The organism is Ureibacillus endophyticus, assembly GCF_024159215.1.
Classification (GTDB): Bacteria; Bacillota; Bacilli; order Bacillales_A; family Planococcaceae; genus Ureibacillus; species Ureibacillus endophyticus.
In genome coordinates this window covers 3,350,554-3,371,174 of record NZ_JAMYWW010000001.1, presented here as the reverse complement: position 1 = coordinate 3,371,174, position 20,621 = coordinate 3,350,554, and the positions used below count along the sequence as shown (strand labels likewise).

The 20,621-nt window shown below is 33.9% G+C and carries 20 protein-coding genes and 1 pseudogene; 14 read left to right on the top strand and 7 right to left on the bottom strand.

Features of this window, described 5'->3' with window-relative positions; translation table 11 throughout:
* Positions 1-99 precede the first annotated feature (99 nt).
* A pseudogene (locus tag NKR20_RS16645) lies at positions 100-459 on the bottom strand (YceI family protein).
* A 172-nt stretch (positions 460-631) separates the two neighbouring features.
* On the opposite strand from NKR20_RS16645, the gene NKR20_RS16640 reads away from it, so the two are divergent.
* The 10 genes from NKR20_RS16640 to NKR20_RS16595 all read left to right on the top strand — a co-directional run bounded on the left by NKR20_RS16640 (position 632) and on the right by NKR20_RS16595 (position 9,242).
* A complete protein-coding gene (locus tag NKR20_RS16640; protein ID WP_121213119.1) occupies positions 632-940 on the top strand; it encodes a winged helix-turn-helix transcriptional regulator in 309 nt (102 codons plus the stop codon).
* 75 nt (positions 941-1,015) lie between these two features.
* Positions 1,016-1,936 (top strand): UDP-N-acetylmuramate dehydrogenase, encoded by a 921-nt coding sequence (gene murB / locus NKR20_RS16635; RefSeq protein WP_121213120.1) that lies wholly within the window; start codon positions 1,016-1,018, stop codon positions 1,934-1,936.
* 63 nt (positions 1,937-1,999) lie between these two features.
* Positions 2,000-2,761 carry an exodeoxyribonuclease III gene (locus NKR20_RS16630; RefSeq protein WP_253427698.1) on the top strand — a complete coding sequence of 254 codons (762 nt, stop codon included), beginning with the start codon at positions 2,000-2,002 and terminating at the stop codon, positions 2,759-2,761.
* Between the two features lie 58 nt (positions 2,762-2,819).
* Positions 2,820-5,243: a penicillin acylase family protein gene (locus NKR20_RS16625; RefSeq protein WP_121213122.1), complete on the top strand. Its 2,424-nt coding sequence runs from the start codon at positions 2,820-2,822 to the stop codon at positions 5,241-5,243.
* Positions 5,244-5,441: 198 nt separating this feature from the next.
* Positions 5,442-5,726 (top strand): late competence development ComFB family protein, encoded by a 285-nt coding sequence (locus NKR20_RS16620; RefSeq protein WP_121213163.1) that lies wholly within the window; start codon positions 5,442-5,444, stop codon positions 5,724-5,726.
* A gap of 133 nt (positions 5,727-5,859) precedes the next feature.
* Positions 5,860-6,267, top strand: coding sequence for a transcriptional regulator MntR (gene mntR / locus NKR20_RS16615; RefSeq protein WP_121213123.1), 408 nt, complete (start codon positions 5,860-5,862; stop codon positions 6,265-6,267).
* A gap of 36 nt (positions 6,268-6,303) precedes the next feature.
* Positions 6,304-7,158, top strand: coding sequence for a CvfB family protein (locus tag NKR20_RS16610; protein WP_121213124.1), 855 nt, complete (start codon positions 6,304-6,306; stop codon positions 7,156-7,158).
* A 74-nt stretch (positions 7,159-7,232) separates the two neighbouring features.
* Positions 7,233-8,150, top strand: a complete 918-nt coding sequence (locus NKR20_RS16605; RefSeq protein WP_121213125.1) for a DUF1002 domain-containing protein — start codon at positions 7,233-7,235, stop codon at positions 8,148-8,150.
* 72 nt (positions 8,151-8,222) lie between these two features.
* The gene (locus tag NKR20_RS16600) at positions 8,223-8,504 is read left to right on the top strand and encodes a GNAT family N-acetyltransferase (protein ID WP_121213126.1); all 282 of its coding nucleotides are present in this window, start codon (positions 8,223-8,225) and stop codon (positions 8,502-8,504) included.
* A 441-nt stretch (positions 8,505-8,945) separates the two neighbouring features.
* Positions 8,946-9,242 (top strand): hypothetical protein, encoded by a 297-nt coding sequence (locus NKR20_RS16595; protein ID WP_253427687.1) that lies wholly within the window; start codon positions 8,946-8,948, stop codon positions 9,240-9,242.
* Positions 9,243-9,260: 18 nt separating this feature from the next.
* On the opposite strand, the gene NKR20_RS16590 is transcribed toward NKR20_RS16595, so the two are convergent.
* From NKR20_RS16590 to NKR20_RS16580, 3 genes are all read right to left on the bottom strand, one after another.
* Positions 9,261-10,415, bottom strand: a complete 1,155-nt coding sequence (locus NKR20_RS16590; RefSeq protein ID WP_253427685.1) for an MFS transporter — start codon at positions 10,413-10,415, stop codon at positions 9,261-9,263.
* Positions 10,416-10,611: 196 nt separating this feature from the next.
* The gene (locus NKR20_RS16585) at positions 10,612-12,132 is read right to left on the bottom strand and encodes an acetyl-CoA hydrolase/transferase family protein (protein WP_121213129.1); all 1,521 of its coding nucleotides are present in this window, start codon (positions 12,130-12,132) and stop codon (positions 10,612-10,614) included.
* A 329-nt stretch (positions 12,133-12,461) separates the two neighbouring features.
* Complete coding sequence (locus tag NKR20_RS16580) at positions 12,462-13,112, bottom strand: LytTR family DNA-binding domain-containing protein (RefSeq protein WP_121213130.1); 651 nt, start codon at positions 13,110-13,112, stop codon at positions 12,462-12,464.
* Between the two features lie 506 nt (positions 13,113-13,618).
* Between NKR20_RS16580 and NKR20_RS16575 the strand changes: the two genes are divergently transcribed.
* The 3 genes from NKR20_RS16575 to NKR20_RS16565 all read left to right on the top strand — a co-directional run bounded on the left by NKR20_RS16575 (position 13,619) and on the right by NKR20_RS16565 (position 16,254).
* Positions 13,619-14,413, top strand: a complete 795-nt coding sequence (locus tag NKR20_RS16575; protein ID WP_097074342.1) for a helix-turn-helix transcriptional regulator — start codon at positions 13,619-13,621, stop codon at positions 14,411-14,413.
* A 148-nt stretch (positions 14,414-14,561) separates the two neighbouring features.
* Positions 14,562-15,329 carry a membrane protein insertase YidC gene (gene yidC, locus NKR20_RS16570; RefSeq protein ID WP_121213131.1) on the top strand — a complete coding sequence of 256 codons (768 nt, stop codon included), beginning with the start codon at positions 14,562-14,564 and terminating at the stop codon, positions 15,327-15,329.
* 103 nt (positions 15,330-15,432) lie between these two features.
* The gene (locus tag NKR20_RS16565; protein WP_253427683.1) at positions 15,433-16,254 is read left to right on the top strand and encodes a M15 family metallopeptidase; all 822 of its coding nucleotides are present in this window, start codon (positions 15,433-15,435) and stop codon (positions 16,252-16,254) included.
* Positions 16,255-16,355: 101 nt separating this feature from the next.
* Here the strand turns inward: NKR20_RS16565 and cls are convergent, their stop codons facing one another.
* The 3 genes from cls to NKR20_RS16550 form a co-directional block, all read right to left on the bottom strand.
* Positions 16,356-17,813: a cardiolipin synthase gene (cls, locus tag NKR20_RS16560; protein ID WP_121213133.1), complete on the bottom strand. Its 1,458-nt coding sequence runs from the start codon at positions 17,811-17,813 to the stop codon at positions 16,356-16,358.
* Positions 17,814-17,887: 74 nt separating this feature from the next.
* Positions 17,888-18,691 carry a YwqG family protein gene (locus tag NKR20_RS16555; RefSeq protein ID WP_253427681.1) on the bottom strand — a complete coding sequence of 268 codons (804 nt, stop codon included), beginning with the start codon at positions 18,689-18,691 and terminating at the stop codon, positions 17,888-17,890.
* A 179-nt stretch (positions 18,692-18,870) separates the two neighbouring features.
* On the bottom strand, positions 18,871-20,037 hold the full coding sequence (locus NKR20_RS16550) for an MFS transporter (RefSeq protein ID WP_121213135.1): 1,167 nt from the start codon (positions 20,035-20,037) through the stop codon (positions 18,871-18,873).
* Positions 20,038-20,360: 323 nt separating this feature from the next.
* Here NKR20_RS16550 and NKR20_RS16545 point away from each other — a divergent pair, with 323 nt between their 5' ends.
* Positions 20,361-20,492: an Lmo0850 family protein gene (locus NKR20_RS16545; RefSeq protein WP_253427679.1), complete on the top strand. Its 132-nt coding sequence runs from the start codon at positions 20,361-20,363 to the stop codon at positions 20,490-20,492.
* The last annotated feature ends 129 nt before the right edge of the window (positions 20,493-20,621 follow it).

Below are 20,621 nucleotides of genomic sequence, written 5' to 3'. Positions count from 1 at the left end.
AAGCCTCCAGATTCGAGTACTGCATAATATAACAGATTGAAATTACTTCGATTTACCTTTTTTCGCAGTAATCCGTACTTTTTTAACCCCAAGGACTTTTCATGACCATTGAATAGTTGTAAATGTAATTGGATTTGTCACTTCTTTTATTGTTAAATCTCCATTAAGATTATATGTACATTCATCTATTGAAATAATTTCGTTTGAGGTAAAAAATATTTTTGGATATTTGTCAGCATGAAAAAAATCAGATGATGTTAAGTGTTAATCTTTTGTGAAAATGCTTGCTACATCAATTGCTACCGAGATTTTAGCGGTAGTCAAATCTTCTAGTGTTTCGGCATTAACTAGAGCTGAATAGGAATCAAAGGATCCTTTCACATTTGAGATTATGATATGTTTAACAGAAAAAGTAATTGCTGAGTGAGAGAAATGATTGCGTACTTTGCATGGTAACACCCAACTATTTTCTATTATTACTAAAATGATAGACTAAGATGAATAACGATACAATATTTGTCAATAATAAAACTAAGAAAAGTTACTTTTTGTAACTTGCTGAAAATGATACACTATTGAAAGAGACGAATTTATATACTTATTTGAAGCGAGTACAGGGGGATTAATTATAATGAAAGAAACAAAATTATGTCCACGTCTTTCTAAAGCTATGGAGTTATTAGGGAAACGATGGACTACGTTGATTTTATACCAATTGTTAGAGGGTCCCCACCGATTTAACGAAATAGAATCTGCATTACCTGTTAGTGGTCGAATTCTTTCTGAACGATTAAAAGAATTGGAAAGGGAAGGGATTGTCGAACGTAAAGTGTATTCAGAGGTTCCTGTTAGAGTTGAGTATTCTCTTACTGAAAAGGGTGTTGCACTAGAGGGTGCTATTCGTGAAATTGAACAATGGTCACAAGCTTGGCTAAAATAGCACCTTTTAATTACTTGTCAAAAAGCTTTAAATTACCCATACTAAGAAGTACGACGTTAGAAAGGAATTGCTTTTATGACAATACAAAAATGGGCTCAAGACTTAGAGAAAATTGTTAATCCCAAAAATATTAAAATTAATGAATCTCTTAAAACATATACAATGACGAAACTTGGTGGAAATGCTGATGTGTTCGTTTTACCAGAAACAGAAGAGGAAGCAACGAATGTTGTGAAGTATGCTTATAATCACAATGTACCGTTATTAATGCTTGGTAACGGGTCTAATATGGTAGTTCGTGATGGCGGTGTGCGTGGAATTGTTATCTGTTTTCAAAAATTAGATGAAATCCGCATAGATGGTACTCAAATTTATGCACAAAGTGGCGCACTTATTAAAGATGTTTCGAAATTAGCTGCAAGTCATTCTTTAACTGGATTTGAATTTGCTTGTGGGATACCTGGATCTGTTGGTGGAGCAATGGCAATGAATGCAGGAGCATACGGTGGCGAAATTAAAGACATTATCGTAGAATCCACTGTATTAACTAAAGAAGGCGAAAAATTAGTTTTAACAAAAGACGAACTCGAATTAGAGTACCGTAAAAGCATAATTGCTAAAAAAGGTTATTTTGTTCTTTCATCAAGATTCCAACTTGAAAAAGGAAACCAAGAAGAAATAGATGCGAAAATAGCGGATTTAACTTATCAACGTGAGTCGAAGCAACCGTTAGAGTACCCATCAGCAGGTAGCGTATTTAAACGACCTCCTGGACATTTTGCAGGTAAACTAATACAAGATAGTGGGCTTCAAGGAAAAGGTGTAGGCGATGCAGAAGTGTCTACAAAACACGCAGGATTTATCATCAATAAGGGTAATGCCACTGCGACGGACTATATCGAAACAATTAAAATGGTCCAAAATGTAGTAAAAGATAAGTTTGGTGTTGAACTGGAATTAGAAGTTAAAATTGTTGGGGAAGACTTAAAAGAATAATTTCTCAAAGCGCCTCTCAATTTGAAAGGCGCTTTATATATACATAGGAAGGATTTATCTTAAATGAAATTTGTATCATGGAACGTGAATGGGATTCGGGCTTGTGTAAAGAAGGGATTTTTAGATTACTTTCTAGAAGTGAATGCTGACTTTTTCTGTATTCAAGAAACGAAATGCCAGGAAGGACAAGTAGATTTGTCCCTTGATGGATATTTTCAATACTGGAACTATGCTGAGAAAAAAGGGTATTCTGGTACTGCGATTTTTACGAAATATGAACCTCTTAAAGTTTCCTATGGTGTAGGAGAAGAAGAGGATGAATCAGAAGGGCGTATTATCACACTAGAATACGGAAATTTCTATTTAGTTAACGTATATACACCGAATTCTCAACGGGATTTAGCTCGATTACCAAAAAGACTACAATGGGAAGATAATTTATTTGATTATTTAAAGAAACTTGATGAGCATAAACCCGTCATTTACTGTGGTGACTTAAACGTAGCTCATGAAGAGATTGATTTAAAAAATGCGAAATCAAATATAGGCAACTCTGGATTCACATATGAAGAACGGGAAAAAATGACGAAATTACTTCAATCCGGATTTACGGATTCTTTTCGTTTTTTAAATCCAACGAAAACGGATGCCTATACTTGGTGGTCTTATATGAATAAAGTTCGTGAGCGAAATATTGGCTGGAGAATCGATTATTTTATTGTATCAAACCGACTAGTAGATTCTATTACTGCTGTGGATATTCATTCACAAGTTTTAGGTAGCGATCATTGTCCTATCGTATTAGAATTAAATAACGTAAAATGATAGAATTATCCAGTAGTTTTGGAAAAAGGGGTTTTGAATAGAGAGGTGGAAAGTATAAATGGCTACAGCGGTCGCACAGAAAAAGTATAAAAAGATAATCGACTGGATTATTTGGATAATAGGATTAGTCATTGTAGCAGGTGGATTAGTCGTAATCGGTATTCATCTCTACGTGAAAAACTCTTTACCTACGATTGAAGGGGATTTAACTGTTTCAATTTTAGATGAAGATGTCAAAGTGACTCGCGATGGAGCGGGGGTACCGCATATTGAAGCATCTAATGAAGCGGATTTATACCGCGCACAAGGTTATGTACAAGCTCAAGACCGCCTCTTCCAAATGGATTTGGCACGTCGCCAAGCAAGTGGAACTCTAGCAGAAGTAGTAGGGAAATCGGCAGTAGAATCAGATAAATTTTTCCGTACGTTTAGTTTACGAAACGCTGCCGAAAAGTCCTATGACGGATATAGCGAAGAAATGAAACAAATCTTAAATTGGTATGCAGAAGGTGTTAATGCATTTATCGATGAAGTAAATGGTACGAGCAAGCTTTCGTATGAATTTAAGATTCTTGGCTATGAACCTGAGCAATGGACACCTATTGATTCTTTAACAATTGGTAAGTACATGGCCTATGACTTAGGTGGAAATTTTGCTGTACAAGCTTTTAATCATTGGGCACTTCAAAACTTTACAAAAGAGCAAGTAGAAGAACTAGTGATTGAATATCCAGAAGACGCTGGAACTATCATTCAAGCAAACTTAGAAAACCCTGTACAAGTGGCAGGAAAAATAAATGCTGACTTACTACCGCATGAATTTAACGGCAGTAATAACTGGGTTATCTCGGGAGAATTGACGGAAAATGGCAAACCATTACTTGCAAATGACCCACATTTAGGGTTGGGCACGCCTTCAGTTTGGTATCAAATGCACCTACAGTCTCCAGAGCAAAATGTAAGTGGAGTTATTTTCCCTGGCGTTCCAGGTATTATTTTAGGACACAATGAAAAAATCGCTTGGGGTGTTACAAATGTGAACCCTGATGTGCAAGATCTTTATATTGAAAAGCCAAATCCGGAAAATCCAACAGAATTTAAATACGATGGCAATTGGGAACAAGCGGAAGTACGCCAAGAGCCTATCAAGGTGAAAGATGGAAAAACAATTGATTATGAAGTAGTTGTAACTCGTCATGGACCAATTATTTCAGATTTTATCTTTGAAGAAGAACAACCTACTGCTCTGTTTTCAATGCAATGGACTGCGCTGGAATCAACACAAGAACTAGAAGCTATCATTGGATTTAACAAATCGAGTAATTGGGAAGAGTTTAAAGCGGCTTTAGAAGACTTTAAAGCGCCTGCACAAAACTTTGTCTTTGCTTCTACAGATGGAACAATTGCGTATAAAGCAAACGGAAATATTCCAATCCGTAAAGCGGGAGATGGCCAATTCCCTGTACCGGGAGATTCATCAGAATATGGTTGGGAAGGATATATTCCATTTGATGAATTACCAACTGTAATCAACCCTGAAGAAGGCTATATCGCTACAGCGAACAATAAAATTATTGGTGACGACTATCCATATCATATTACAAATTATTGGGCACCACCGTATCGTTATGAACGAATTGTAGAGATGATTGAATCAATTGAAATTGGAAGTATTGATGAAAAGACTGGTAAGGAAATTAAGGGATTAACTGTATCAGATATGCAAGCAATGCAATCAGATAAGAAAAATTTATATGCTGAAGAGTTTTTACCACATATTCTTTCAACGATTAAAAAGATGGACACAGAGGGCAAATATGCAGACATCATTACTTTACTTGAAGAGTGGGAACTTTTTGATGGTAAAGATGAAGGCGCTCCATTAGTATTTAATTTACTTATGACGGAAATCCAAAATACGTTATTTGAAGGAAAAATGCCTGAAGATGTTTATGAAATGATGCCTGGTAAATTCCAAATTACAGATCAACTTTTACGTGATGCTTATGCAGGTAATGAAGGCGTTTGGTTAAGTGAGGCTGGTGGGGTAGATAAAGTAGTTTACTCTTCATTTGAAAAAACAATAGAAAAAATCACTGCTAAGTTTGGTGGTACCGTTTCAAAATGGAAGTGGGGTAGTTATAATAAACTAACATTTGACCATCCATTAGCAAGTGCTTCTGATTTCCTTGCGCCTTATCTAAACCCTGATAAACAATCAGTTGGAGGTTCTCGTGTAACTGTCCAAGCTGCTGCAGAAGATGGTGAGGGTAATGTGGATCACGGCGCTTCATGGAGATTTATTGTTGATATGTATGATCCATCTGTTGCATATCACCTTGTTGCACCTGGTCAAAGTGGCCATGTGAAATCAAAATGGTACGACAACCAACTTTCGAATTGGGTATTTGGACGCTACCATAAAACAGTTATTAATGGTGATATTCATAAATCATATATTTTGAATCTACACGGAGAATAAAATAAGTATAGAGGCAGAGTTCGTTTATATAAAGGGAATTCTGCCTTTTAAAATTTGTAGTAATTTAGCCTCATTTAATATCTTGACACTTAAAAAGGGGGAATTTATGCTTAGTGTATTAGGTAGAACGTAATGAAAAAAATAGGAGAAATATAGGAGGAAATTATCGATGTATAATATGAAGGAATGGTGAAAAATATGAATATGCCGAGTTTAGTAAACGTTACAGAAGAAATTGTATTTGGTTTAATTAAATTTTTACTCCATGGGTTAGAGTATCAAACCTTTTGTCACTGTGAGTCCTGCGAATTAGAAATTGCTGCACATGCATTAAATCACTTGCCCCCTTACTACGTAACTACAAGTGCTAACCGTGAAGATGCTTTCAATCAGTTAAAAACTTCAGAAAATATCCAACAAATTAATAAACAAATTATCTTATCTATTTATAAAATGGGTAAACATCCAAATCATACAGATTAATTTTGTCCAATTTGTCAAATACTGACTTATTGGACATTTTTCTATATTGAAAAGTCGTCACTGTTTTAAGTTACCTTTTTAGGATTGTTGTAGTAAAATTGAAAATGACATTTCGAAAGTGAGGAGACTTGTTATGCCAACACCTAGTATGGAGGACCATATCGAACAAATTTATTTATTAATTGAAAACAAAGGATATGCGAGGGTGTCTGACATAGCTGAAGCGTTATCAGTTCTTCCTTCCTCAGTAACTAAAATGGTTCAAAAATTAGATAAAGACGGATATTTAGTATATGAAAAATATCGTGGGCTAACACTAACATCAAAAGGTGAAAAACTAGGGAAACGTCTTGTAAAAAGACATGAGTTACTGGAGCAATTCTTGCGTCTTATTGGAGTAGATGAAGAGCGAATATATGAAGATGTAGAAGGGATTGAACACCACTTAAGTTGGAATTCAATCGACCGTATTGCCGATTTAGTACAGTTACTAGAAGAAAATCAGGCGATATTAAAAAAACTTGAAGCTATGAAAGAATAATAAAAATTTGCAATTGATTGGAAAGGAAAGACTAAATTGAACGAACTAAAATCAGGCCAAGTCGTGGAACTTACAGTACTTGAAGAACAAGGCTCAAAGTGGCTCTTAACAAATGGAGACCTAGAGATTCCTTTAAACAGTTCAGAACTACAAAAACCTTTAGAACTTGGTGAAAGGCTAAAAGTTTTCCTCTTTGCCGATCGACGAGGTAACTTACAAGCTACAACTGTTATTCCTAAAATCCTACAAGGTGAATATGGTTGGGCAAGGGTAATTAAAGTATCGAAAGAAGGAGTAATAGTTGATATTGGATCAACTAGAGAGGTACTTGTAAAAGGTGAAGATCTACCACCACTTACAGAGCTTTGGCCACAAGTAGGTGATCACCTATATATTACACTACGTACAGATCGTAATGGAGATTTATTTGGTCGTTTAGTAACTGAAGAAAAAGTGAATGAGCTTTATGAAGGTGCAATGGAAGAAATGCACAACAAAAATATCATTGCTCGTCCTTATCGTCTATTACCGGTGGGTGCATTTTTACTAGGTGTGGAGACGCCATACCGAATATTCGTGCATAACTCAGAAATGGAAGCTGAACCAAGACTTGGTCAAGATGTTTCGATTCGGGTAATTGATGTAAAAGAAGATGGGTCATTAAATGGATCGATGTTGCCACGTAAACATGAGAGGCTCGGAAAAGATGCTGAACAAATTTTAGACTATTTACAAAGTGTTGGCGGGAAAATGCCATTTGGAGACAAGTCCTCACCAGAAGAGATTTCTGAAATGTTTAAAATGAGTAAAGGCGCCTTTAAACGAGCACTTGGCACATTAATGAAAGCAGGAAAAATCAAACAACAAGACGGTTGGACCGAAATCATTTAATGGAAAAAGTAAAAGGTGAATGTTGAAACCTTTTACTTTTTTTATCGTACTAATTTACGAAAGGGGTTAAGAAAATGAAACAAAGATGGCTTTCCCTAGTTGCTGTATTTGCTTTGCTGTTCTCAGTTATTATCCCAGCAAGCTCATTTGCAGCTACTAACGAAACTGATGTAAAAGCAATCAATGAAAAGTTAGGTGTTCCGATTGTAGTTTATGGAGCAAATTTATCTGAACAAGAAAAAGAAACTGTAAAAGTTGCATTGCAAGTAGATAAAGAAGCAGAAGTCGATGAAATCACTGTATCTGGTGAAGATTTAGTAAAATATATAAAAAATAGTAATGCAAGTTCAAGAATGTATTCTTCAGCAAAAATAACTCGTCAAGACGCGGGTAAAGGACTAATTATTAGTATCGTTACACCAGATAACATTACGGAAGTTACATCTGAAGTATATGCGAATGCAATGTTAACAGCTGGTATTGAAGATGCAGTAGTAGAAATTGCAGCACCAAAACCTGTAACGGGACACTCGGCTTTAGTAGGTATTTACAAAGCATATGAAGTAAAAACAGGGGAAACACTAGATATCGAACGTACTGACGTGGCAAATGATGAATTATCTGTTGCTACTCAAATTGCACAAAATGCTAATATTAGTGATGAAAAAATCGCAGAATTATTAACAGGCATTAAAAAACAAATTGCAGAGCTAGACCCAGCAACAAAAGAAGAAGTAGAGCAAATTGTTAAGGACCAACTAGCTGCATTAAATATTCAATTAAGTGAACAAGATCGTCAATTATTAGTGGATTTAATGGATCGTATTAGTAAATTAGATATTGATTTTAGCAAGCTTTCTGAACAATTAACAGACCTAACTACAGCTTTTGAAGAAAAATTCGGTGATGTTTTGAAAGATGAAGGCTTCTGGAATAGTGTGAAAAACTTCTTTAATAACTTAATTGAAACAATCTCTTCTTGGTTTAAATAATGAACTAAACGAGCAATTCAATTAAAAAGTAACAGAAACTATGTTATATTGATGCAAATGGGAGGGATGAACATGGATTTTAAATTAGCTGAAAAAAGTCCGAATCATTTTGCATATGAATATGAACAAGACGGAAAAAAGTTAGCTGAAATTGAATGGAACTTACGTAATGGAATTATGGATATGACGCATACTTATGTATCTGACGTATTGCGCGGCCAAGGGGTGGCAAAGAAGCTTTTAGATCAAGCAGCAGATTATGCAAGAGAAAATCATTACAAAATGAACCCAATCTGTTCTTATGTTGTAGCTGCCTTTGAAAAAAGTAAATCCTACGATGATGTGAAAGCGTAAAAACGAGGCAATCATGTTGGTTTTCCAACTTGATTGCCTTTTACTTTAAACTTTATGCTAATAAAAGAAAAGTGTAAAACCAAAAATAACAGAAGTTAAAACAGATGATGCAACGATTATTGAAGTAATATCTTTCCAATTATAAGTGAAATCATTTTCATTCATTGTTTTGTGCCTCCTTTTAGCTGCTTTTGGCTATTATAAATGTAGAAAATTGGGGAATTATTAAGAAAAATGGTATCTTATTTGTGATAATTTGTGTTAATATGTAATATTTGTTATAAAAATAGTGCGGTTATATAAGGTTATTCATGGAATCATGAAAGTATTACTAAAAACTCCAAATATCCTCCAATAAGACTAGATTTCAATATTTATCCTCAGATAATCAGCTGAAAATGGGGAAAAGTAATTGATAGAAGATGATTGGAGGGATGATAAATGGCGAAGATGAAAGGTAAAGGATTTGTAATATCTGCTCTAGTTGCTGGTGCTGCATCTTACTTAAGCAAAAAAGAAAATAGAGAAAAAACAATGCAGATGATTAGTAACATTTTTGCTGGGAAAGATAAAAATGATCCCAACTATGATAATAATTCCTTAAAAGAAATAGCTGAAACGCCAGCAAGCACAACAAACCAACGAATTCGTGAAAACAACTTTGTTGGTGAGGGTGGAGCACAAACTACTTTAGCTTATTACAATGAAAGCAATCAAGAGACGACACACTTGCATTAAAAAGAAGTCAACAATTCTCTACATCGAGAATTGTTGACTTCTATTATTAAACAAAACAACAACCGCAAATAATATTAATATTGCTCCTGTAACGAGAAAACCATGTGAAATGCTCAACTGTAACCAACCTAGTACAGAGGAACCAACAACTACACCTAAAGAGAAAAATGCATAGAAGTAACCATATGCTTTTCCTCTCACTTGTTCATTAGTGGAATCAATTAATAGTGCATTTATAGATGGGAATAAGAACCCAAATCCTATACCGTAGCTCGCCATGGCCAGAAAAAGTATGTAGCTTACTGTTCCCATACTTAATAAAAATAGGGAACACCCCATAAGACTAATTCCTAAACCAAGAGTATATGTAGGGGCTACTCTATCAAAAATACGATTTGTAGGTAATATGAAAATTAAAACGGCTACTATTCCAAAAGTACTTAATAATATGCCGCTCATTTTTGAGTCATATCCCAGTGTTTCTACATGTAAAGGTAATAAATAAGCAATTACCCCTTGAGCAAACATTAAGAAAAATGCACCTGTAAATGCCTTAATAACTCCGGGATTTTGGAATAAATCGTGTTTCATCCCGGCTTCCTTGTCTTTAGTTCTGTTTTGTTTCATCCGTATAATTGTAAATTTTCTTAAAGAGAAGAATGCAATTATTGCAAGCATTAACATTAAGACAGCTGTTACACTAAATACAAAGGGGACGGACGTTCGACTTGCGAGTATGCCACTAAATGCAGGTCCTACTATTGCTGCTATACCGACAAATGCACCTGAATGAGCACTGCCTTTACCTCTTTCTTCTTTTAACATGATACTTGAGTGGTAGGCAAATGCAGCAGGGACGATTAATCCGGCAAAAAGTCCATGTATAAATCGGATGATTAATAAAGTGAATGAATCATTAATCATTCCATATGAAAGTAGTGAAAGACTTGTGGTAGCAAGACCTAATGGTAATAGAATGTAGGGCCCCTTTTTATCTGTCCAAATTCCTGAGATGACATTTCCAAAAGTATTTGAAAAAGAATATAATCCAACTGCAATACCGGTTATAAACGAAGAAGCTCCGATAGATTCAGCAAAAGTGCTCATAACAGGTAACTGCGTAAATAAGTCGAAAAACGAAATGAAAATGATTGTATAGATTAAATACTTCATAAAAATCGCTCCTATTGATAACCAATCTCAGTTATTATTATATCACTTAAAAAAGTATTTGAATTATATCTTTTTTGAAATTATTATGTATTTCAAATAAAAAAGACCTGAAAGCAAAATCGCTCCAGGACATAAATGAAAAAAGGCTAGCTCCTTGGAAGTAAGAACTTCGGAGCTAGCCATATATGCATGCGTATTAAACGTTTGCAGTTTCTTTTTTCATTGTTTTGTTTTTAGCAAGGTTTACGTGCCAAGATAAAGCTTCCTCTAAGATGTGAGGAGTTTGGTGATTACCAGTTGCTTCTACAGCACGGTTGAAGTAATCCCATAATTGCTCTTTATAATCTGGATGTGCACAGTTTTCGATAATAACTTTAGCACGCTCTTTTGGAGCTAATCCACGTAAGTCAGCAAGACCTTGTTCAGTTACGATGATATCTACATCGTGTTCAGTGTGGTCTACGTGAGAAACCATTGGTACGATTGAAGAAATCGCGCCACCTTTAGCATATGATTTCGTTACGAAGATACCAAGGCGAGCGTTACGAGCAAAGTCACCAGAACCTCCGATACCGTTCATCATACGAGTACCTGATACGTGTGTAGAGTTTACGTTACCATAAATGTCTAACTCTAGAGCTGTGTTGATTGAGATTAAGCCCAAACGACGGATAAGTTCTGGATGGTTAGAAATTTCTTGTGGACGTAAGCAGATTTTGTCTGCGTATCTTTCTAAGTTACCGTATACTTTTTCTTGTAATTCTTTAGTAAGTGTAATCGAAGCTGCAGCTGCAAAACGTACTTTACCAGCATCAATTAAGTTGAATACTGCGTCTTGTAATACTTCAGAAGCTACAACTAAGTTTTCGAATTCTGAATCAGCGAAACCGTCTAAAACAGCGTTCGCTACAGAACCTACACCAGATTGTAAAGGCATTAATTCGTTTGTTAAACGACCAGCCTTGATTTCATCACGGAAGAAATCAAGTAATAAGTTAGCCATTCTTTGAGTTTCCTCATCTGGAGGAACGATCATTGAAGGTGCATCTGGCTCTTCAGAAACAACGATTGCTTGGATTTTAGCTGGGTCAACTTTAATACCGATTGTACCGATACGTTGTTCAGGATCTGTCATTGGAATTGGTTCACGTTTACCTTGTTCACCTGGAACATAGATGTCGTGAATACCAATCATTGACTCTGGGTGAGTAATATTTAACTCAATAATTACATTTTCAGCATATTCAACGAAGATTGGAGAGTTACCAACTGAAGTTGTTGGGATAATATAACCTTCTTCAGTGATTGCAACTGCTTCAATAATAGCGTGTTTAATTGGACCGATGATACCTTGACGTACAAGCTCAGCGTTGTGAGAAAGGTGTGCGTCAACATATGTGATTTCACCAGCATTGATTAAGTTACGGATTCCAGCATCAGCTTGGAAAGGTCCACGTTTGCGGATTACACCAGCTTCAGCTAAGTATTTATCTACTTCAGGGCCTAAAGATGCTCCTGTATATACATCAATTTTGAATTTTTCATTTTTAGCGCGTTCAACTAATGCCATAGGAACTACTTTTGCATCACCTGCACGAGTAAATCCTGACATACCTACTACTGAACCATCTTCAATTAGAGCAGCAGCTTCTTGTGCAGATACAACTTTTTCTGCTAATTGTTTTAAACCTAAACGTTTTTCAACTCTTGGATCCATTCTAAAATCCTCCCCCTAATAGATGTAAAACTAAGAATTATGTAGAATATTCTGTCTTTTAGTCGAATATTGTTTCAACTTGTAAAATGATAATAACACTATATTGTCACAAAATCTTCACTTAATACATGAAAGTGCTTTAATGACGTTTTTTCGAGAAATATAATGTGTTAACGATAGTTTTTTAATCAAAGGTAAGAAATCGCCAATTTAAAAGGTGTATAAATATGCAAGTTATGGAAGACTTTAGTACTAAAGAAATGGAAGATATTGTTTGGATAACAAAAAAACGTTGTAGAAAACAAAATTTTCTACAACGTTTTTGAATGTTAAAATCCTAAAGATCTACGGAAATAACTTGCATATCTTTGACTTACTGGGATTCTCGTACCGTCTTTCATAATTAATAAGAATGTCGAATGAGAATCTGGTTGAATTTCTTCAATGTAATCGATATTAACTATATACGAACGATGGCATCGGATGAAAGAATCTGGTGCCAAGAATAATTCTAGGTCACTTAAATTGAGGCGGTGATATCCTTCTTTACTCATTGTTTTTACAAATGTTTTTCTTAATTGAGTTTCAAGGTAAATCACTTGATTATGTTTAATTGGGTACCAACAATCATCAATTTTAACTGTAATGTAATTTGTTAAAAATGGAGATGGCTTTTGTGGGAAAATTGCTGTTACCGAGCCCTTTGTTTCACCTTCTTCAATTAAAGGAATACTCATCCCGTAATATGGAACTCCAAAAACATCAGACTCAATATACGTATTGATTTTTTGTCCATATGTAAGAGCTTGATGTGCAGCAGATCCTTCTTTAATTGGATCACCTGGTTTTATTTTTAGATCAACTTTTTTACTTGGCTGATAATACAAATATTCATTTGTGTCAGAAATGGCTATTGATGTATTTTCAGGGAAGAAATCTTTAATGACATCCATAATTTCTTCAATTTGCTTTGGATCCACTTTATTACACCTCTTTTTTATATACATATATCATATATTCTACTACATAATTATATAAATGAAATAGAGAAGATTGCGGAATAATTAAGGAAATTTACGCTAGTAAAAAAATATCTTCTTATTTCTGTCACTTTTAAGTGCTTTCATAAAACTAGTTTAACTTATAAGTAGAACATTATACAATTATAAAGTAAATAACCTTTTCATAGTGCAAAAGATAATAATAACCTATTATACACACATTTGGAAATTTAAGTTGAAAAAAAATGAAATTATGGTAATATTCAGGTTAGTTATTAATAATTGCTTCTTTATTCTCATTTATCTACTACTAAAATAGGAATTTTTGGCATAAAATACTCAATAGATGGTTGTTTATATTGCAAAAAATTATTAAAGAATCCAAATACATATTTATTTTAAGTATAAAATACTAGATGTTTACTTACTTATTGTTTTTGAAAACAATTATGCAAATTGCATTCTGAAGAAAGATGGGATATTCTATGCAGCTACACCAACATTCAATATCGGAAACAATTTCAAAAAGGTATTTTCAAGAGATTGATAGTATTAATCAATATAACGGAATTGAGGAATTTTTTAATATTGAATCAAAGCTGTTATTTGAAATCTTTCACTTAGAAGGAACAAAAGCGAAAAAATCTTTACATGAAATCATTGATATTCTTTCTATTCGGTTTGGAAAACAGGTAATTAAAGTAGTACGTAATTACTTCGCTATTTTATCTTCTATTGTTGCAAGAAAATTGTTAGATAATCAAGTACCTTCAAAGAAAGCGTTTGCTTTTAATCTAGCATGTGTAGACATGATAGAGAATAAAATGAAGGATGCTGAATTTTTACAATTTGCTGATGACTTGATTGATTTTTATGTTTATTTCATAGCAGATCGTAAACAACCTACATTCCGCCACCAAACAGTAAATAAAGTAATAATGTACATAAATGACGAATTAGAAAACGACCTAACAGTAGAAAGTATAGCACAAAAATTCCATATAAGTACTAGCCATTTATCTCGTATCTTTAGAGAACATGTTGGAATTACTTTAGTTGAATACTTAAATGTTCGCCGGGTAGAAGAGTCTCAATACTATTTAAGACATACCAATAAAAGTATTACTTCAATATCTGAACAATTCCACTTCTGTAACCAAAGTTATTTCACTAGGATTTTCAAAAAATATACTGGGGTTACACCGAAACATTTTAGAGATGAATTGCATCATGAGTTTTACCGATTTGAAATTCCTGAAGTAGATCTAGAAAGAGTATAACTGCAATTTGATACAGTTGGCAAAAGTGCCAGCTGTATTTCTCTTCATATTTACAGTTTTTAAGTGAGTATAGTATACCTGCTAATTGATATTCACATTTCTTTTACTGTATACTTCATTTTAGCGAAAATATTTAGTAGGTGGAAAAATGAAAAAGCTGACACTATTTTCAATGCTAGGCTTAGTAGTACTTGTACTAACAGGATGTCAAGCAGTTGAAAATCAAGAAGGATTCTTTTATGGAACTTTTGTAAGACCGATGAATTGGATACTACATTTTTTAGGTAATGATGTATTTAACGGTAGTTATGGTTTAGCTATTATTGCCATTACAGTAGTAATTCGATTGATTTTAATGCCGTTTATGTTAAAAAACTATCGTCAACAATCATTAATGAAATCGAAAATGGATGTCGTTAAACCGAAATTGGACGAGATTCAGGCAAGATTGAAAGAAGCAAAAACAAAAGAAGAACAAATGACAATTCAGCAAGAAATGCTTACTTTATACCGCGAAAATGGTATAAATCCATTAAATATGGGATGTTTACCTATCATCATTCAAATGCCTGTTATTATGGGTCTTTATTTTGCAATAAGATATTCTGAGGATGTACAGACTCACGAGTTTTTGTGGTTTAACTTAGGTACACCAGACATATTAATGACCGTTATTGCTGGTGTTGTCTACTTCTTACAAGCGAGAGTTTCATTGTGGACGGTTCCTGAGTCACAAAAAGCCCAAATGAAATTAATGATTTATATCTCACCAATTATGATTGTATTTATTTCATTTACATCTATGGCAGCTCTTCCGCTTTATTGGTCTGTTAGTGGATTATTATTAATTGCTCAAACTTATATTGGACGTAAATATTATTCTGAGCATCCTGCTAAGGAAACCGAGGTTAAATAAAACCTCGGTTTTTCATGTTTTTAAAACAATAAGTGCTAAATGGAGAAAATTGAGAGAATCAGTGCTAAAATAGAACCATTGTAAAGGAAAGAGGCAAGGTGTCATGAAAGAATATCGTTATGGCAATAATAAGAAGTCAAATAAAGGGAAATACATAGTCAGTGGGATTTTAATTGTATTAGCTGTTAGTGTAGGTATTTACTTCTGGATAATAAATCAAAATAAAGCTGAAACTCCTGATAATGTAGCCGAACAGCAAACAGAAGAAAATACAAATGAACAACCAGTAGAAGAGAATCAACCAGAAGAAGAACAAAATGATGAAACATCCAATGAATCTGAACAACAAAATGAAGGTACTTTAACAAATGGTGGGTATATTGAAGGTCAACCTGAACCAACAGAACCAACATACATAGATGGTGTACTTATTGCGAATAAAAAGTATCCACTACCAAGTGATTTTGCACCAGGTGAAAATAAAGAGGCTCGAGCAGCATTTGAAAAAATGGCAGGAGATGCTAAAAGCGCAGGGTTTGAATTAGTTGCTTTTAGTACATATCGCTCATACGAATATCAAGAAACTCTTTATAACAGATATGTCGAACGTGATGGAAAAGAAAATGCCGATCGATATAGTGCAAGGCCAGGATATTCTGAACATCAGACTGGACTAGCCTTTGATGTTGGAGAAAAGGGTAATGAGGATTTATGGCTAACTGAAGAATTTGGAGAAACCCCTGCAGGTAAGTGGTTGGTTGAAAATGCAGACAAATATGGATTTATATTACGATATCCAAAAGGAAAAGAAGCAATTACAGGCTATATGTATGAATCTTGGCATTTTAGATATGTTGGGGTAGATTTAGCACAAAAAGTGAAAAAATCTAATTTGACATTAGAGGAATTTTTGAATATTCAGTAATGGTTTTCTTTAAATAGGGTAGTTCAATGTAATCAGCGAATTGTTAATATGCTAATAAAAGGGACTCAAAGTTATGGAATAATTTTGAGTCCCTTTTTATATTATAAAATTGGTGAAAGTAATCTAGATATAGACTCTTTAAATTTAATAAGTAAGGGGCGATTTTCGTATTTCTCAAGGGTTAATTCTGTACAATCTTGTATATCCTTTTCAAATATTTCAGCAAGCTCATGTGAAATAATATGATCATAAATAAATGCATTGGCTTCAAAATTTAAACTGAAGCTACGTACGTCGATATTTGCAGTTCCAACCGTTGAAGCTTCATCATCAACAACTATGGTTTTTGCATGAATAAATCCTTTTTCGTATATATATATTTTAGCACCAGCTTTTAATAGCTGTCCTACATAAGAATAGGTCGCCCAGTAAACAAACATGTGGTCTGGCTTATTTGGAACCATAATTCGAACATCAATACCTGATAATGCTGCAATTTCGATGGCTGTTAAGAAGCTATTGTCTGGTATAAAGTAAGGCGTTTGAATATATATATAGCGCTTTGCATCCATTAAAAGTTTTAAATAGCCATTTTTAATCGTTGGCCATACATTATCAGGACCACTTGAGACTATTTGCATCGCCACATTCCCCTTTTTAGGGATAGCGGGGAAGTAGCTTTCTGAATAATCGATATTGTTCTCGCTAGCTTGATTCCAATCGAGTAAAAAACGTGTTTGTAAAGGGTGGACAGAACTTCCTTCAATTCGAATATGTGTATCACGCCAATAACCAAATTTCTTGTTTAAACCTAAGTATTCATCCCCCACATTAAACCCACCAATGTAACCGATACGACCATCAATGACAACGATTTTTCGGTGGTTTCTAAAATTTAAACGAGGATTTAATAACGGAAGAATGGAGGGGAAGAACACCTCTACTTCTCCTCCAAGCTCTAGCAATTCTTTGAAATGTCTTTTTCGTAATCCGCGGGAACCCATTTCATCATAAAGAATGCGAACTTTGATACCTTGTTTTGCTTTCCTCTTAAGTGCAGAATAAATTCGGTTCCCGAGATTATCCAACTTAAAAATATAATATTGAATATGGATATGGTCTTTTGCGTTGAGTATATCTTTAATTAGTGATTCAAATTTCTTAGTACCATCATCAAAAATCTGTATATCATTATCTTGTGTAAGTACAGAATCACTCGTTTTCAAGTTCATATGAATAAGGCTTTTATATTTTTCCACTGTGTCAGTGGTGAAATCAAGGCAGTTCTTTTCCAAAGCTTCTATTTGATAAGTAATTAGTTTATCGATTCCTATATCCTTTTGTCCTTCCCATCTAAACAAGTGCTTTTTGCGCATTTGTCTGCCTAGCAATAAATAAAGAACGAAACCAAATAACGGAATAAAGAAAAGGACTAGTATCCATGCCCAAGTTGATGATGGATCTTTACGTTCTAAAAAGATTACCGTAATCGCTAGAATGAAATTTAGTATAAGCAGAATGATAGGAATATAAGTAATGGTACCGATTAAGAGGCTCATCAAAATGCACCTACTTTAATTATAATAAATCTATTATAACTGATTTAATGTACGAAAGTAATTTTTAACTTGACTTAGTATTGTTCAGCATGGAAATAAATATTAGAAAAATCAAGATTCATTAGTTTTTCTTGGTTAATAAAGAATTTTAGGACGCCAGTATCCCCGTAATTGATACCATGCTCATCATTCGTAACGATTTGTAAAAGAAGGGTATCGTAGGATTGTAGGAACTCCGAATTTTCCCTTGAATCGGATTCAATAAAATATGGATAACCTCCTATCTTATGATCTGCTCCTAAATATCTTTCAAAATATATATCTTCAAGAGTTCGTTCGTCATCATTAATAATTCCGTATTGTGAAAGGGGCTTTTTAAAATATCGTTCTACTCGATAATCAGTTGCAGAAACTGGTTCTACATTTGGTATAAATAGAATGCCCTTTTCATTTTCGATGGGGAATGTATTAAGTGTTTCTAAATATGAAAAGTCGTGTATTAAGTCACTTTCTGGAAGGAGTGTTGAATAGTAACGAATTTTATAATCTTGTTGCCATAATAATTCAACTACTTGATGTTCAGGAGTACATAAATTTTTAGAAATAAATATTTGTAATAATCCTTGATTAGGAAAAGTCGCAGGAAATGTTGATTCAGAAAAATTAATCTGAGCTAACAAGTACATATAATTACCATCTGAATCTTTTGGGTGTAATTGATTTTTAGGTAAGTAGGGGTATCCAGCAAATTTGCTAGCTGTAAGGGAAGTAGTAGTATTGTAAGGGATAATTAAAGAAGATGGTTTTAGGGAGGGTATTAAGTTCTCACGAAAGCCTTCCAATTGTTGAGGTAAATCAAAGTTCTCTAGTGTTTTCAAATTAATTCCTCCACCATATAGGATCGATTTTTATAAACAAATAGAAAATGAGTTCTTTGTCTATCTTATGAACATTTTTCTTAATTTTACACCAAAATTAAAAAAATAAAACATATTTTTAGAAAAATTTTCCAACATAAAAGAAACACTGCGTAATATAAGTATACGCAGTGTATTGATTAATCTTGTTCAGTTCGTAAAGAATTTTTTGCTTTGCTGAAAATAACAATTAGGAAAATAGACATAAGAGCTAGTAAAATTGATATATAATAATTAAGAGATATATTAACGGTAAATAGTGCTGTAAAGAATAGGGGACCAATAATTCTCCCTAAATTATCCATTGAGTAGGATAAGCCTGCAGCAGTTCCATACTTACCACCAGACTCTTTAGAAGTTAATGAAACTACACAAGTTCTCGCTAAAGCGTTCCCTGCTGTAAATACACATAATGCTAGACCAGCTAGTACTAAATTTGTAGTTAGGGTAATTAACAGAAGTCCGATTGCTGTTACAATTTGCGCACCCATTAACCACTTTGTTTCTGTTCCATCTTTAATACGACGAATAACACCGCCTTGAATACCAGCATCAACAAAACCACTAAACATAAATAATAATCCTAATTGAAGGGGAGTAATGTTGATTTTTTGTATTTGGAATAATTGAAACGTAGCTTCAACCCCAGCTAATGTAAACGTTACAAAAAATGAAAACAATAATAAATAGCGAATACGGTATCGAAGTAGATGTTTTGCACCTTTTGGAATGATGTTACGTTTATTCGCTTCGCCAATACGCTCAGGTTCTTTTAACACGAGTAGTGCATAAACAAAGAGAATACCTATTAGTAATGCAGAAGCGTTAAAAGGTAATTGTAAGCTAGTATGTCCGAGAACTCCTCCAATGGCTGGACCAAATATAAATCCTAATCCAATTGACATACCCATAAAACCCATATATTTATTTCTGTTTTCGTTTGTAGACATATCCGCAATAAATCCAGTGACAGAAGTATATAAAGCACCAGAGAATAGTCCACCTATTAAACGTGATATGTAGAGCATAAATAAATTATTTATAAACACGCTAAAGACGATAAAGCTTAAACAAAAACCTACAAGTCCTACTAATATAAGTTGCTTTCTCCCTACACGATCAGAGAGTTGTCCCCAAAATGGAGCGGTAAAAAAGCTAGCAAGAGCGTAGACTGTTAGTAATCCTCCAACATGTACCTCATCCCAACCTTGTTGAACAATTACTTCTGGTAATACCGGTATGATAATGCCAAATCCTAAATAAACAAGAAATTGAACTGACATTAACAAAATGATTGGTTTTTTCATATAAACCCTGCTTTCTATCTGTACATAAAACCATTTTACATTGGCAAAAGAAAATAAGACAAGTTGTAACAGGGAACAATTTCATTAAGGAAATTAAAAATGAGTGAATAAAAAGAAAAGATATTAGAAATTATGGTTTTAAGGGAAAAATTGAAAGCTTTTTGGTTGACATTTATAAACTTGTAACATAATTGTAAACACATTTACTATGAAACATGTTATGATAATGTCAATAAACTTGTCTGACCTCTAGTAAGATGAAACTTTTTCAATTATAAAATCGTTAAAAATTATATATATATTCGGAAGGTTAGGTGGAAAGCATGCCGAAAGAAGTAGATATAAAGAAAATTGTTTCGAATTTATCGAAGTTAGGTGTTACTGCAACGGTTACAAAGTCTCGTTTAGAATTATTAAAAGTACTAACACCACCAACTCAAACTCCACAAGTATAAATAAACAAAGCAAATTCAAACAAATATAATTAGTACGCTATTTTGAAAGACTTTTCCGGGTAAATGAACAATATTTCGTTCATTTACTCGTTTTTTATAATTAAAACTCCCCCTGGTCCAGTCCACCAG